Genomic DNA, 14,132 nt, shown 5'->3' with positions numbered 1-14,132 from the left:
CGGGGAGATAAGATGAGCCTAAGAGGAAAGAAAATACTCGTAACTGGTGCGGATGGATTTATTGGATCACATCTTGTAGAAGAATTAGTTCGTCAGGGATACGATGTTTGTGCATTTGTAAATTACAATTCATTTAATTCTTGGGGATGGTTAGATCACTCTCCACATGAAATTACAAAGGAATTAAACGTTTTTGCAGGTGATGTTCGAGATCCTTACGGTGTTAAGAAAGCGATGACGGGGTATGATGTTGTACTTCATTTAGCTTCACTTATTGCTATCCCATATTCGTACCATTCACCTGACACATATGTTGATACTAATATCAAGGGTACATTAAATGTTCTTCAAGCAGCTAGAGAACTTAATATTGAAAAAGTGGTTCATACTTCAACTAGTGAAGTCTATGGAACAGCTAAGTTCGTACCCATTACAGAAGAGCATCCACTGCAAGGACAGTCACCTTATTCAGCCAGTAAAATTGGTGCAGATCAATTAGCCTTATCTTTTTATAATTCTTTCAATTTACCAGTTTCAATTATTAGACCATTCAATACCTATGGACCGCGACAATCTGCTCGTGCTGTTATTCCTACAATTATTACCCAAATTGCAAGCGGCGAAAAAGCAATTAAATTGGGATCGATTCACCCCACTCGTGATTTTAATTATGTAAAAGATACGGTAAATGGATTTATTTCTGTCGCAAAATCCGAAAAATCAATTGGCGAAGTCATTAATATTGGAAGTAACTATGAAATTTCAATAGGTGAGACGGCTAATTTGATAGCAGAATTAATGAGTGTAAATATCGAAATTCTTACCGAAGACCAACGCTTAAGACCTGAAAAAAGCGAAGTGGAACGCCTGTGGGCAGATAACACAAAAGCAAAAGAATTACTTGGTTGGTACCCAACCTACGGTGAGCGTGATGGCTTCAAACGGGGGCTGAAAGAAACAATTGATTGGTTTACTACATCATCAAATCTGAAAAATTATAAGACAAGGATGTACAATATATGACAACTACATTTCGCATACAGGCCATTTTAGAAGCGTTGCAAAAAGTAACCTCTAAACAGGAGCATTTTGTTCCTCTCCATGAGCCTTCGTTTCAGGGGAATGAGTGGTTATATGTGAAAGAGTGCATTGATACTGGATGGGTCTCCTCAGTTGGAAAGTATGTGAATAAGTTTGAAGAGATGTTAGCAGATTATACGGGTGTAAAACATGCAATAGCAGTAGTAAATGGAACAGCTGCAGTACATGTTTGTCTTAAACTTGCTGGTGTGGAACCGAATGATGAGGTACTTGTGCCTGCATTAACATTTATCGCCAGTGCTAATGCTATCTCTTATTGCGGAGCTATTCCTCATTTTGTGGACAGCAGTTATGAAACACTAGGACTTGATCCGGTGAAGTTGGATCATTATCTAATGGAAATCAGTGTACAACGCAAAGACGGATGCTATAACAAGATCACAGGAAGAAGAATAAAGGCAGTACTTCCTATGCATACTTTTGGCCACCCAGTTGATATGGACGCTTTGTTAGAAATTTGCGATCGCTATAAGATAGAACTAGTTGAAGATGCTGCTGAATCACTCGGTTCTTATTATAAAGGGCGACACACGGGGAATTGGGGCAAATTGTCTGCTGTTAGTTTTAACGGAAACAAAGTAGTTACAACAGGTGGAGGGGGAGCTATTCTCACTAATAATGATGAATTAGGGAAGATGGCTAAACATATCACTACAACAGCGAAAAAGCCACACCCATGGGCGTTCGATCACGATCACATAGGCTTTAATTATAGAATGCCCAATTTGAATGCTGCTTTAGGTTGTGCTCAACTTGAAATGTTATCCAAATTCATTGAACAAAAGCGTACTTTAGCAAACATGTATGCTAATGCTTTTCTTCAGGTAGATGGGGTTAAGCTGTTTATGGAGCCTTCTTTTGCAAAAAGCAATTATTGGCTACAAGTTCTTATGTTAGAAGAACAATTTGCTTCTGAAAAAGAGAAATTACTTAAAGCAGCGAATGAGGCGGGTTTCATGACTAGACCAGTTTGGAAGCCGCTTCATGAGATTTCGATGTATCAAAATTGCCCCAAGATGAACTTAGATGTAGTTGGAAGTTTAGCTAGAAGAATTATTAATATTCCAAGTAGCCCAGGTTTAGCTAGATAAGGATGATGAGGCGGAGTTACAGGCATTAGTGGAACTCTACAAATGTGATACCCCTTTACGAGAAACTAGCGATTGACCAAATTGTTATATTAGTAATCTTGTTTGGAGGTATATATGAAGAAAATATCTATACATCAGAGCCAGTATATACCATGGGCACCGTACTTTAAAAAAATTGCAATGTCTGATGTTTTCGTTGTGATGGATAGTGTTCAATACCAAAAAAATGGTGTGCAAAATCGGAATAGAATAAGAGATAAAAACAGTGACTATTGGTTAACAATACCGATTACAGGGAATTTAACAGATGTAATTTCTGAAAAGAGATTAGCGTCGGATAGATGGATGATGAAGCATTGGAAATCCATTCAAAGCGCATATCGCTCAGCGCCAAATTGGGAATTATATGCTGAGAAAATAGAGTTCCTTTATCAACAAAGGTATTCTACCTTATTAGAAGCAAATCAAGCTTTTTTTATTTTTTTGATGGATAGTTTAAAAATTAATACTCAAGTTGTCTTTTTATCAGAGCTTCAGGTTACTGGAGAGAAGTCGGACTTAGTTCTTAATATTTGTAAGGAGCTGTGTGCAACGGAGTACATCAGTGGATATGGTTCGAAAAGCTACCTTAATGAAAAAAAATTTATCGAATCTGGTGTTGAAATATATTATCTTGAGTCAATATCTCCTGTTTACCCACAAGTCCAAGGAGAATTTATTTCTGGATTGTCTATGATTGATATGCTATTAAATTCGCCAGAAGAGTTAATTCAGGAGTACCTGTATTCTAATCAAAGATAGGGAGCGAAAGAAATGGATGCTAGAGAGACAAATGTGAAATTGTGGGACGACATCTATAGTTCTTCAAGCAATGGAATGACTTATCCTAATGATATTTTGGTTAGGGTTTCACATAGACTTTTAAATAATGAGAAACACAAGAAAGTATTAGACTATGGTTTTGGTGGAGGAGCCGATTTTATACACTTTTGCAAGAAGGGCTTCCAAGTATCTGGAGTAGAGATTAGTGAGAGTGCCATCGAAAAATTAACAAATAGATTGGAATCCATGGGCATCACTCCTGATCTAAAGTTATTAACGGACGGGAGAATTCCTTTTCCAGATAATTCATTCGATGTAGTTGTTGCTTGGCAAGTTTTATACTATAACGACTGGTCTGGTTTTTACGCTGCTATGAAAGAAATTAATAGGGTGCTTCGTAGGGGCGGAATATTTCTTGGAACGATGGGAGCGATAGGCGACTTTTCACATACCTATAGTCGTTCTTTGGGTAACAATTTATATGAATCTACTGTACCCGGTCAAGAAGGAGCAATCGTCATAATACTGGATAAAGACGATCTCTCAAAATGCTTCCCTAATGAAAAGTTGACTATCGGTGAATTTGGATATGATTTCGGACAGTATCATGGTAAACATTGGATTGTGAGTTACGAAAAAGGTGCAGATCTATGAGTGGTAATAAAAAAATAAATATCCTTGCGCTTACTGGGATTAGGTCTGAATATGACCTTTTGTATCCATTATTAAAAGGAATTGATAGTCATCTGGACTTCGATCTAGGTGTAATAGTTTCTGGTGCTCATTTGTCTCCTTTGCATGATTATTCAGTTCGACAGATAGATAAAGATGAATTTCGTATAGTGGATCACATTGAAAACTTGCTGTACGCGGATTCATTTTCAAGTAAAGCAAAGTCTTCTGCCATATTAATGCAATCACTTGCACAGACTTTATTGCGTGTACAACCTGACTTATTGTTAATCCTTGGTGACCGAGAAGAAGCAATCATCGGATCTTTAACGGCGTCTTACATGAATATACCTGTAGTGCATATAGCTGGCGGTGATAATACAAGTCCAACCGGTGGGGATGTCGATGAACAAATTAGGCATGCAACAACAAAACTAAGCCATGTTCATTTGACCATGATGGAAGAACATTCGGAGCGAATTAAAAAGCTCGGGGAAGAGCCTTGGCGGGTTTTTACTGTAGGCAGCCCAGGTATCGATCGCTTGCGGATGGAACCAGCCTTAGGTGTAGAGGAGATAGCTAACCTTTTAGGAGAAGGTGTTAAAAAGGATTATATTGTGCTTATATATCATCCTTTGAGTTCAACTGTAGCCCAAACTGCAGAAGAATTAAGATTATGCATTGAACAATGTATACAAACAGGCTTACACATTTTTATTGGGTCTCCAAACAGTGATCCTGGTTACCAAGATATTGTACAAGTTTTGCAAGAGTATGCTCACCATCCTCAGGTATGTTTATATAAGAATTTAGAGCGTAATATATTTGTGAATTTACTAAGAAATGCAAGATGCTTGGTTGGGAATTCTTCTTTGGCAATCCATGAGGCTCCGTATCTATGTTTACCATCAGTAAACGTCGGAGAGCGTCAAAAAGGAAGAATTGCTGGAAAGAACGTTCAATTTGTACCTGCTAATGAGGAGGATGTAAGAGGCGCGCTGCAAAAAGCACTCTACGACGTAGACTATAGAAATGAACTCGAAAATGAGCAGTTTATATATGGTGATGGGTTTATGGTCGATAAAACATTGCAAATCTTGTTGTCACTTCCGTCTCGTGAAAAACTACTTGCGAAAAAAATAACCTATTAAAGGAAAGAGGGGGATAAGTGATTATGAAAAAAGTGCTAGTTATTGCTCCTCATCCAGACGATGAAACGCTTGGTTGTGGGGGGACGTTGCTCAAACACATTGCTAATGAAGATGAAGTAAGTTGGCTCATTGTAACGGGAATGCACAGTAATCTTGGCCACACCGATGAGCAGATAGATCGGAGAGAGCGAGAAATAGCAAAAGTTAAAACAATGTACGGATTTAACAATGTATATAACCTTAAGCTCCCTACGACTAATCTCGATACAATCCCTATGCAGAGCATCGTCGCTCAGATTGGAACTGTAATAAATCAATTAGAACCGGAAATTATGTACTTACCTTATCGAGGAGATGTTCATTCAGATCATAAAGTAGTGTTTGATGCAGTAGTTTCATGCAGCAAGTGGTTTCGATACAGTTCAGTAAAAAAGGTACTTGCTTATGAAACTCTGTCAGAGACTGACTTTGGTATTAATCCGGATAATAACGGGTTTCGACCTAACGTGTTTAGCGATATTACGCCGTATCTAGAGAAAAAGCTGGATATACTGAATGTATTTCAGAGCGAAATGGGGGAGTTTCCTTTCCCACGGAGTAACCAGGCAGTACAGGCGCAAGCGAGGGTTCGGGGAGTGGCCGCAGGTTGCGAATCTGCAGAAGCATTTATGTTGCTTAAGGAGATATTGTGAAAATGAACGCATACATCATTGCAGAAGCAGGAGTTAATCACAATGGTTCGTTAGAGTTGGCAGTTGAGTTAGTTAATGTTGCTTCTGCGGCGGGTGCAGACGCAGTGAAATTCCAAACCTTTAAAGCAGAAAATTTGGTAAGCAAATCTGCCAGAAAGGCAGATTATCAAATGATTAATACTGGTAATTCGGAATCCCAATTTGAGATGCTGAAAAAATTGGAATTGAGTCATCAAGAGCATCAAGTTTTGGTACAGCATTGTTTGGCAAAAAAAATACAGTTTCTTTCGACCCCGTTTGACCATGTAAGCTCTGAATTTCTAATTAAAGAACTTGATGTACCAGTTATCAAAATATCTTCGGGAGATTTGACAAACGCTCCCCTCCTGCTTCATGTCTCTCAATCAGGAAAACCAATTATTCTTTCAACGGGCATGAGTACGCTTGGTGAAATTGAATCAGCTTTAAGTGTTTTAGCCTTTGGGTACACCAGTTCCGTTGCTCCTAGTTCCATTAGTGAGTTCGATCTGGCCTACTTCACTGAGCAGGGTCAACAAATGTTGCAAAAAAATGTTACATTGCTCCATTGCACAACAGAATATCCCACTCCTTTTTGGGATGTGAATCTTAAGGCTATGGATACCCTGAAAAACGCTTTTCACCTTAGAGTAGGATTGTCAGATCATACCAATGGTATTTCTGTTGCAATCGCTGCAGTAGCAAGAGGAGCAAGTGTAATTGAAAAGCATTTTACTCTAGATAAAGAATTGCCAGGTCCTGATCACAAGGCTTCGTTAAATCCAACAGAACTCTGTGCGTTGGTAAAGTCTATCCGGGAGGTGGAAGACGCATTAGGATCGGTAACTAAGATTCCTACGAGTTCGGAACGAAAAAACAAAGAAGTGGCCCAAAAAAGTCTTGTTGCAGCGCGAGATATAGCAGCGGGAGAAATATTCACTGTTGAAAATTTGACCGTAAAACGTCCAGCAGGAGGGATATCTCCAATACAATACTGGTCTTGGTTAGGAAAAAAAGCTGTCCGCTCTTATCAAGAGGACGAGATGATCAGAGAATGAGACTGCCAATTATCGTATTAGGTGGAGGAGGGCATTCGAAAGTGCTTATGAATACCCTCCTAATGACGAGCTTCGATGTTAAGGGATTTACAACGCCTGATTCAGAAGATCAAATGAAAATTATTTTTGGAGTGAAAAGATTGGGTGCGGATGATATTATACGAAGCTTCGACCCTACTCAATATAAATTGGTTAATGGAATTGGTTCAATAGGATACCCGGGTATTCGAAGAGAGCTCTTTTATTCCTTTAAAAATAGTGGATATCATTTTGAAAATGTAATCCATCCGTCTGCGATTCTATCTAAAGACACGACGCTACTAGAAGGGGTACAGGTAATGGCAGGTGTGATTGTACAGCCAGGATGTATCGTCGGTGCAAACACAATTATTAATACAAGGGCTACGATTGAACACGATTGCCTTATAGGTGACAACGTTCATATATCCCCAGGGGCTATCATCTGTGGTGATGTAATTATAGGCGATAACGTACATGTCGGTGCAGGTGCTACGGTAATACAAGGTATACGTATCGGAAAGAACAGTATCATAGGTGCTGGTTCTGTGGTAACACGAAACGTTACAGAGGGTGTAAAAGTTGTTGGTGTTCCTGCAAAGGAGGTATAGCTATGTTAAATTGGGAAAAAATTCTAGTCTCTCCTTCCACAGAGATTTTAAGGGCGCTTGAAATCATAGACTCAGGAGCAAAACAAATAGGAATTGTTGTAGATGATAACCGACGGCTTCTAGGGACAATTACAGATGGTGATATTCGTAGAGGGCTGTTAAAAGGCAAAACATTAAACGATCCAATTGAAAGTGTAATGAATCCATTCCCAATCGTGGCTTCTATTTATGATTCAAAAGATAATATTCTGCAACTAATGAAATTTAAAGCGTTACGGGCAATTCCTGTTCTAGATGAAGATGGCAGTGTTATTCAAGTTGAGACATTGGAAGAGTTAATGCAACCGGAAAAGCGTGATAATATTGTCGTTTTAATGGCTGGAGGACTGGGTTCAAGGCTTAGACCACTCACCGATGATTGTCCAAAGCCACTATTAAAAGTGGGAGAACGACCAGTTTTAGAAACGATCCTCATGAATTTTATTGAATATGGATTCTATCGCTTTTATATTTCTGTAAATTATAAGGCGGAGATGATTCGAGATTACTTTGGGGATGGCTCTCGTTGGGGGGTTCAAATATCATACATCGAAGAAAATAAGAGATTAGGTACAGCAGGGGCGCTAAGTTTACTTCCTCTTCGCCCAACCAAACCTTTTTTTGTCATTAACGGTGACCTCTTAACGAAAATTAATTTTGAACAACTATTAGATTTTCATAATTCTTATCAATCGATAGGAACCATGTGTGTCAGGGAATTTAGCCAACAAGTCCCATATGGTGTTGCTCTATTGGATCGGCAAAAGCTTATAGGCATTGAGGAAAAACCAATTCAGAAGTACTTTGTTAACGCGGGAATTTATCTATTAGATCCTACCACTTTAAATTATATTCCAAATAATGAATTCTATGATATGCCTACGCTATTTGATGGCTTAATTAAACGAAATCTATATACAACTGCTTTTCCAATACGAGAATATTGGCTGGATATTGGCAGATTATCTGACTTTGAACGAGCCAATATGGAATTTGCGGAGGTATTTGGATGATCGACAATAAAACTGTGCTTGCGATTATTCCTGCGCGGGGTGGATCGAAAGGAGTTCCGCGGAAGAACATTCGTGAATTGGCTAGTAAGCCTCTAATTGCTTGGACTATTGAAGCTGCGAAGAAGTCTAAGTATATAGATCGTTTAGTTGTTTCGACAGATGATGAGGAAATAGCAGAAGTAGCTAGGAAGTGGGGATGTGAAGTTCCCTTTATTCGGCCTTCTGAACTTGCTCAAGATGATACGCCCGGTATTGATCCTATCCTCCACGCAATGGAGTTGTTGCCTGGCTTTGATTATATTGTATTGCTTCAACCTACATCCCCGTTAAGGAATACAGATGATATTGATAGTTGTTTAGAGAAGTGTATTAATGAGAAGGCGAATGCGTGTGTATCCGTTACAATGACTGACAAATCGCCATTCTGGATGTATCAACTATCGGAAGGGGCTATGTTAGAACCAGTAATTGACTCGAAACAGCCAGTTTTGAGGAGACAGGATGCTCCAGATGTATATGTATTAAACGGAGCAGTATATGTCGCATCGGCAAATTGGTTATACGGAACCCGATCTTTCTTGCAAAGTGAAACAATTGGTTTTGTAATGCCTAAAGAGCGCTCATACGATTTGGACACTCCTTTAGACTTTTTGATTATTGAAACAATATTGGAAAACAACATGCAATTTCAAAATAGCTAACGGAGAGGTGTCATCAACATGAAGCAAGAGGTTAAAAGCTTAATCGGATACCTGAAAACACTAAATCGTAAAATCGAAGAATTATTAAACAGTAGTTGCTTGGAAGAAGCCAAAGAAATGATAGATGAATATGCCAAATACCTAAGAGATGCTGATTATTATTCTTTTTTAGCGTCATATAAATTGCAAATAGGTGAATTTAACGATGCACTCCAAATATTAATAGAAGGTATTGGAAAGCATCCATTTCATTACGAGATGAATTATAACCTTGGTATCATTTATGAGACTAAAGAAGCGATAAAAAGCCTGGAGTATTATACGTATGCTTGTAAATATGCTAGGGGACAAGAAGAGAAAGACAGAGCGCTAGATAATATACAAAGAGTCTCAGGGATGCTCTTAACAAATTCTAAAACTAATAACGAACAGGTATATAGTGAGATTAAGCGTTGCCGAAGTATATTAAACGAGAATGATGGTAGGGCGTTCCCACTTGATCAAAATGGCAAAAGTTTAGTAAGAAACATTTTGCATGCAGGCACTGATGAAGAGTTAATGGTTAATATGTACAAATCTTTTAAAGTAGCGGATGTTGATAATAGCACTGCGATCTATTTTAAAACGGAATTGTTTAAAGGAAAGAATAATAAAGGAGAGATAGATTTAAATCTAAAGAATCCTGCTATAGTTCCGATTTCCTTAATTGAACCATTTACAAAAGTCGATATAACCGTCAACAATGAAAAATTCCAATTTGAAGAGGAACACTTTGTATACAACAGATACCACTATCTTAAATTGGACAAAGGGAACGTGAAGATTAAAACAAATAAAAATATCTTTGTGGGGAATCCTATTGAAGTTGCGGAGCAACCTGAAGATCCAAAATTAATACTAAAGATATTCATTGATGGATTAGCATTCAAGTTTTTAGAACAAAAAGGCATGGATAATCTAATGCCGAACACAAATAAATTCTTCAGGGATGGATTTATATCTACAAATTGCTATGCGACTAGCGAATGGACTTTACCAAGTAAGGCTAGTATCAATACAGGCAAATATGCGACTAATCATAAGCTACTGCATCCAACGTACAATTTTGCTTTCGAAAAATTCAATGAGCTGTTACCAGGTTATTTAAAGAAAGCGGGCTATTTTACAACTAAAATATGTACGAACTGGAGAACTACCCCTTCATTTGGATACTATAAGGGATTTGATCGAATCGTGTATCAAAACTTTTGTGGGGGCATGGATTGTGGAGAAGTCATAGCAGAAGCGATAGAGCATTTGGAGGCTTTTGAGAAGCATAATAAATATGTGTCCATTTCACTTATGGATCTGCATAATGTACCTGATGAAATTGAAGATACTTTATATGGTCAAACAAATACAGATCTTAGGTACCGTATAGATACCAAGAATAAAGGAGAAACATCTGTCTTAACAAAATACGATGAGAATAAAATTATTAAATACTATCAAGAAATCAAACGAGTCGATGTGTTTCTAGGTACGCTATTTGATTATATTAGTAATAAATATACAAATGACGAAATTTTAGTGGTTTTGCACTCGGATCATGGACAAACATTTTTAGAGAATGAGAAAGAGCAAGAGAGTAACATCTTACATGATAGTCGCCGGAAGATACCGTTGATGATAAAAGGAAACAATGTCCCCAATTTGATGTCGGACGAAATTATTGAGGCAGTAGATATTTTACCAATCATTCTGGAGCTATGTGGAATTGAAATCCCCAATCATATAGACGGCAAGCTACCGAAGTCATTTGGAGGGGAATCTAACAGACAGTTTGCTATTACCCAAGTGCTCCATCCAAATCAGTCCTACAAGGCAGCTATTTCCGATGATTTACATTTATTTTATTTTGAAACAAAAGATAGCGTAGGGGACGACTTGTCCATTAATGTTGAGAATTTCACAGTGGTTCTCATTAATAAAGAGACCCAAAATGACGATACAATATTATACGCTGAAAAAGTAAATCAATATGAGCAGGTCGTATTTGAACTAATAAAGGATTTTATCAGATGGAATAAAGAAGCTAATTAGTAGGAGACGGGGAAAACATATGCCGAACACAAAAAAGGTAGATTGGATCAACGACGAGGCAAATGTGGAATATTGGGATGAGTATTACAAGAAGGCAGCGATGCAAGAAGAGTCAACTTTTTGTAAATATGTAAAAAAACAACTAGACAAAAATGCAATCGTATTGGACATTGGCTGTGGATCTGGAAGAGATACATTTTCTTTTGCTAAAGATGGCTATGAAGTTGTTGGAATCGATAGATCTAAAGAGGTAATTAAAATTAATAGAAATACAAAAGAAGAAAAGTTCTCCACTTCAAAACTGGATTTTCATGTAGTTGATCTCAGTGATGAGAGAACATTAAATGACATATTAGAATCGACAAGTCGTAAAGCTATCTCGGAAGACAAAAGTCTTGTTGTATATCTTAGATTCCTACTACATTCGATAAATGAAAAAACAGAGGAAATACTACTAAGAACTATATCGAAACATGTACCGACAGGTTGTTATTTTGCTGCAGAATTTCGAACAGTAGAAGATTATGGTCGGGACAAAGTATATGATGACCACTATCGAAGATTTATTGATGCTGAAGATCTCGTTAGTAATTTAGAGAGTAAGTATAATTTTTCCAAAATTGATTTCATTAAAGGAACTGGATTGTCAGTTTATAAAAATGAAGATCCATATCTTGCGAGAATTCTTATGAAAAAAAGTAAATGATCATAAAGAAACATAAGTGAAGAAAAGTGCAGTGGTAAAGGGTTGATACGAAAAAACCGATAATTATCTTAGGAAAATATCTCCTAAGGAGGAAGGATCATGGATCTAAATTCAGTTCAAGGATTTATGAAACCAAAACCGTATAATGAGTTTACTCAAACGAATAGTCAACCTCAAGAGAAGCTAGTATCCATACAGGAACAACGGAATAATAAACTTGATTTTGAGAAGGAGATTGCAGGTATTAATAAGTGGCTGCAGTCAACAAGCTCTCATGTTAAGTTTACTCTTCATGAAGATCTTAACGAGTACTATGTACAAGTAATAAATGATCAGACAAATGAAGTCATACGTGAAATTCCTTCTAAGAAAGTAATGGATATGGTAGCGAAAATGCATGAAATGATCGGTTTGTTGGTGGACGAAAAAAGATAGGGGGCATGATGTATGGGAATCCGCTTAACAGGTATGGCTTCAGGTATGGACACTGAGAAAATGATTAAGGATATGATGAAAGCACAGCGACAACCAGTAAATCGGCTAGAAAAAAGTAAGATTTCAACCGAGTGGAAAAGAGACGCGTATCGTGAGATGAATACGCTTTTGGCTGATCTTCAAAAGACAGTCAATGACATACGTTATTCGGCTAATTTTAATAAAAAGGTTGCCTCTTCGGAAAATGATGCGATTGCTTCTGCAAAAGTAACGGGCACGCCAAAATTGTCATCATATTCTATTGAAGTGCAAAAGTTAGCAAAGTCAGAAATGCCTGCTTCGATGCAGTTTGATATTGCAGCATCTATTACTAGTTCAAAACAACAGTTAGGTGCTTCCTTTGAATTTGCAATTGATGGTGACACAGCCAACACGATCAAAGTTGAAGCAACGGACACGATCGATAGTGTTATTGCCAAAATCAATGGCTCTGGTAAGGGCGTGGAAGCATTTCATATAGACAACAAACTTGTCATTAAATCTATCAATGGTAATAATCTCGGTGGAGATAACCAATTCGATATTAAAGTTCAAGGTGGCGGAGATGGTAGCGTTTTAGGTATGACGGCAGCGGCAACTTCTAATCCATCCTCTACTCGAGTAGCAGGTGAAGATGCAGTTGTCGTAATTAACGGTGTAAAGCAGACATCTAAATCCAACGTATTTAAGTATGATGGAGTGGAGTTTACTGTTAAGACTATCAATACGGGTAATCCACTAACAATCAACGCAAAAACTGATGAAGAGGCTGTTTTTAATTCTATTAAAGGGTTTGTAGAAAAGTACAATAATGTCATTGAGACAATTAATAAGAAAATAACGGAGCCAAAGTATAAAGGGTATCAGCCTTTACTGGATGAAGAGAAAGAAGCTCTCGGCGATAAAACAGCAGAGAAAATGGATAAAATGGCGATGAGCGGAATTTTGATTCGCGATTCGTATTTAACTAGCGCGCTGAATGAAATGCGTCGCTCGATTAGCGCTCCTCTAACAGGTACAGGAGTAAATTCTGCATTTGATACGCTTTCTGAAATAGGTATCGGAGGTCCTCCAACAGGTAAGTCAGCTTATCAAGAAAATGGAAAGCTATATCTAAATGAAGAAAAGTTACGGAATGCGATTAGCAATAATGGCGCGGATGTTGTAAAACTTTTCACTAGTTTCAGTTCTAGTACAGATACTGGTACAAAGTACAACGAAAGCGGGATTGCAGAGAGACTTTATAGTAACTTGAGTAAAGCTATGTCAGATATTACCAAACAGGCAGGGAGCGGAACTGTTGTAAATGACGACAGTTATCTCAGCAAAAAAATCGGTCAAATGGCAGATGACATTAAATCTTGGGAAGATCGTTTGAAAATAATTGAGAATCGCTATTATAAACAATACGCGGCTATGGAAACAGCAATGTCCAAAGCCCAATCCCAGGGTTCATGGTTTGCACAAATGTTAGGGCAGAAATAACAGGGAGTGATGCAGATGTTACAAAATGCTGCACAAACATACCAGTCCAACCAGGTAACAACCGCTAATCCTGCTGATTTGACACTAATGCTGTACAATGGAGCACTTAAGTTTATTAAACAGGCAAAAGTAGCTTTAGAGGAAAAGGACGTAATAAAATCTCACGAGGCATCATTGAAAGTTCAGAATATCCTTTATGAGCTAATATCCACTTTAAAAAGCGACTATGAGATCTCCAAGGAATTCGCCAAACTCTACGAATATATGCTTCAACGTACGATTGAGGCGAACATGCACAAAGACGTTAACATTCTTTTAGAAGTAGAAGACCTGTTTATTCAATTCCGAGACACTTGGAAAGAAGCCATGCTTTTGGCGAAGAAACAAGGGTAAGGTAT

Annotated in this window: 15 protein-coding genes; all 15 read left to right on the top strand. The window is 37.8% G+C overall.

The window, feature by feature from the left end; genetic code table 11:
- Positions 1–12 precede the first annotated feature (12 nt).
- The 15 genes from BBR47_RS26690 (at position 13) to fliS (ending at position 14,127) form a co-directional block, all read left to right on the top strand.
- Positions 13–1,023 (top strand): NAD-dependent 4,6-dehydratase LegB, encoded by a 1,011-nt coding sequence (locus tag BBR47_RS26690; RefSeq protein WP_015893558.1) that lies wholly within the window; start codon positions 13–15, stop codon positions 1,021–1,023.
- Positions 1,020–2,192 carry a LegC family aminotransferase gene (locus BBR47_RS26685; RefSeq protein WP_015893557.1) on the top strand — a complete coding sequence of 391 codons (1,173 nt, stop codon included), beginning with the start codon at positions 1,020–1,022 and terminating at the stop codon, positions 2,190–2,192. The genes BBR47_RS26690 and BBR47_RS26685 overlap by 4 nt, the downstream gene beginning before the upstream one ends.
- A 114-nt stretch (positions 2,193–2,306) precedes the next feature.
- Positions 2,307–2,993 (top strand): WbqC family protein, encoded by a 687-nt coding sequence (locus tag BBR47_RS26680; RefSeq protein ID WP_015893556.1) that lies wholly within the window; start codon positions 2,307–2,309, stop codon positions 2,991–2,993.
- Between the two features lie 12 nt (positions 2,994–3,005).
- Complete coding sequence (locus tag BBR47_RS26675; RefSeq protein ID WP_015893555.1) at positions 3,006–3,668, top strand: class I SAM-dependent methyltransferase; 663 nt, start codon at positions 3,006–3,008, stop codon at positions 3,666–3,668.
- Entirely contained in the window at positions 3,665–4,837 is a 1,173-nt protein-coding gene (gene neuC / locus BBR47_RS26670; RefSeq protein ID WP_015893554.1) for a UDP-N-acetylglucosamine 2-epimerase, read from the top strand. The genes BBR47_RS26675 and neuC overlap by 4 nt, the downstream gene beginning before the upstream one ends.
- 23 nt (positions 4,838–4,860) lie before the next feature.
- Complete coding sequence (locus BBR47_RS26665) at positions 4,861–5,529, top strand: PIG-L deacetylase family protein (protein ID WP_015893553.1); 669 nt, start codon at positions 4,861–4,863, stop codon at positions 5,527–5,529.
- Between the two features lie 2 nt (positions 5,530–5,531).
- Entirely contained in the window at positions 5,532–6,605 is a 1,074-nt protein-coding gene (gene neuB, locus BBR47_RS26660) for an N-acetylneuraminate synthase (protein WP_015893552.1), read from the top strand.
- Positions 6,602–7,234, top strand: coding sequence for an acetyltransferase (locus BBR47_RS26655; RefSeq protein WP_015893551.1), 633 nt, complete (start codon positions 6,602–6,604; stop codon positions 7,232–7,234). The genes neuB and BBR47_RS26655 overlap by 4 nt, the downstream gene beginning before the upstream one ends.
- A gap of 2 nt (positions 7,235–7,236) precedes the next feature.
- Positions 7,237–8,286 (top strand): nucleotidyltransferase family protein, encoded by a 1,050-nt coding sequence (locus BBR47_RS26650; protein WP_015893550.1) that lies wholly within the window; start codon positions 7,237–7,239, stop codon positions 8,284–8,286.
- Positions 8,283–8,987: a cytidylyltransferase domain-containing protein gene (locus BBR47_RS26645; protein ID WP_015893549.1), complete on the top strand. Its 705-nt coding sequence runs from the start codon at positions 8,283–8,285 to the stop codon at positions 8,985–8,987. The genes BBR47_RS26650 and BBR47_RS26645 overlap by 4 nt, the downstream gene beginning before the upstream one ends.
- A gap of 18 nt (positions 8,988–9,005) precedes the next feature.
- Positions 9,006–11,069, top strand: a complete 2,064-nt coding sequence (locus tag BBR47_RS26640) for a sulfatase-like hydrolase/transferase (protein WP_015893548.1) — start codon at positions 9,006–9,008, stop codon at positions 11,067–11,069.
- A 19-nt stretch (positions 11,070–11,088) separates the two neighbouring features.
- The gene (locus tag BBR47_RS26635) at positions 11,089–11,775 is read left to right on the top strand and encodes a class I SAM-dependent methyltransferase (protein ID WP_015893547.1); all 687 of its coding nucleotides are present in this window, start codon (positions 11,089–11,091) and stop codon (positions 11,773–11,775) included.
- Between the two features lie 99 nt (positions 11,776–11,874).
- Positions 11,875–12,210, top strand: a complete 336-nt coding sequence (flaG, locus tag BBR47_RS26630; protein WP_015893546.1) for a flagellar protein FlaG — start codon at positions 11,875–11,877, stop codon at positions 12,208–12,210.
- Positions 12,211–12,222: 12 nt separating this feature from the next.
- Positions 12,223–13,734: a flagellar filament capping protein FliD gene (gene fliD / locus BBR47_RS26625; RefSeq protein WP_015893545.1), complete on the top strand. Its 1,512-nt coding sequence runs from the start codon at positions 12,223–12,225 to the stop codon at positions 13,732–13,734.
- Between the two features lie 15 nt (positions 13,735–13,749).
- Entirely contained in the window at positions 13,750–14,127 is a 378-nt protein-coding gene (gene fliS / locus BBR47_RS26620) for a flagellar export chaperone FliS (RefSeq protein ID WP_015893544.1), read from the top strand.
- The last annotated feature ends 5 nt before the right edge of the window (positions 14,128–14,132 follow it).

The sequence above is a fragment of the Brevibacillus brevis NBRC 100599 genome (assembly GCF_000010165.1).
GTDB classification, from domain to species: domain Bacteria; phylum Bacillota; class Bacilli; order Brevibacillales; family Brevibacillaceae; genus Brevibacillus; species Brevibacillus brevis_D.
The sequence above is the reverse complement of the archived record's forward strand: the minus strand, read 5'-3'. Positions and strand labels throughout refer to the sequence as shown.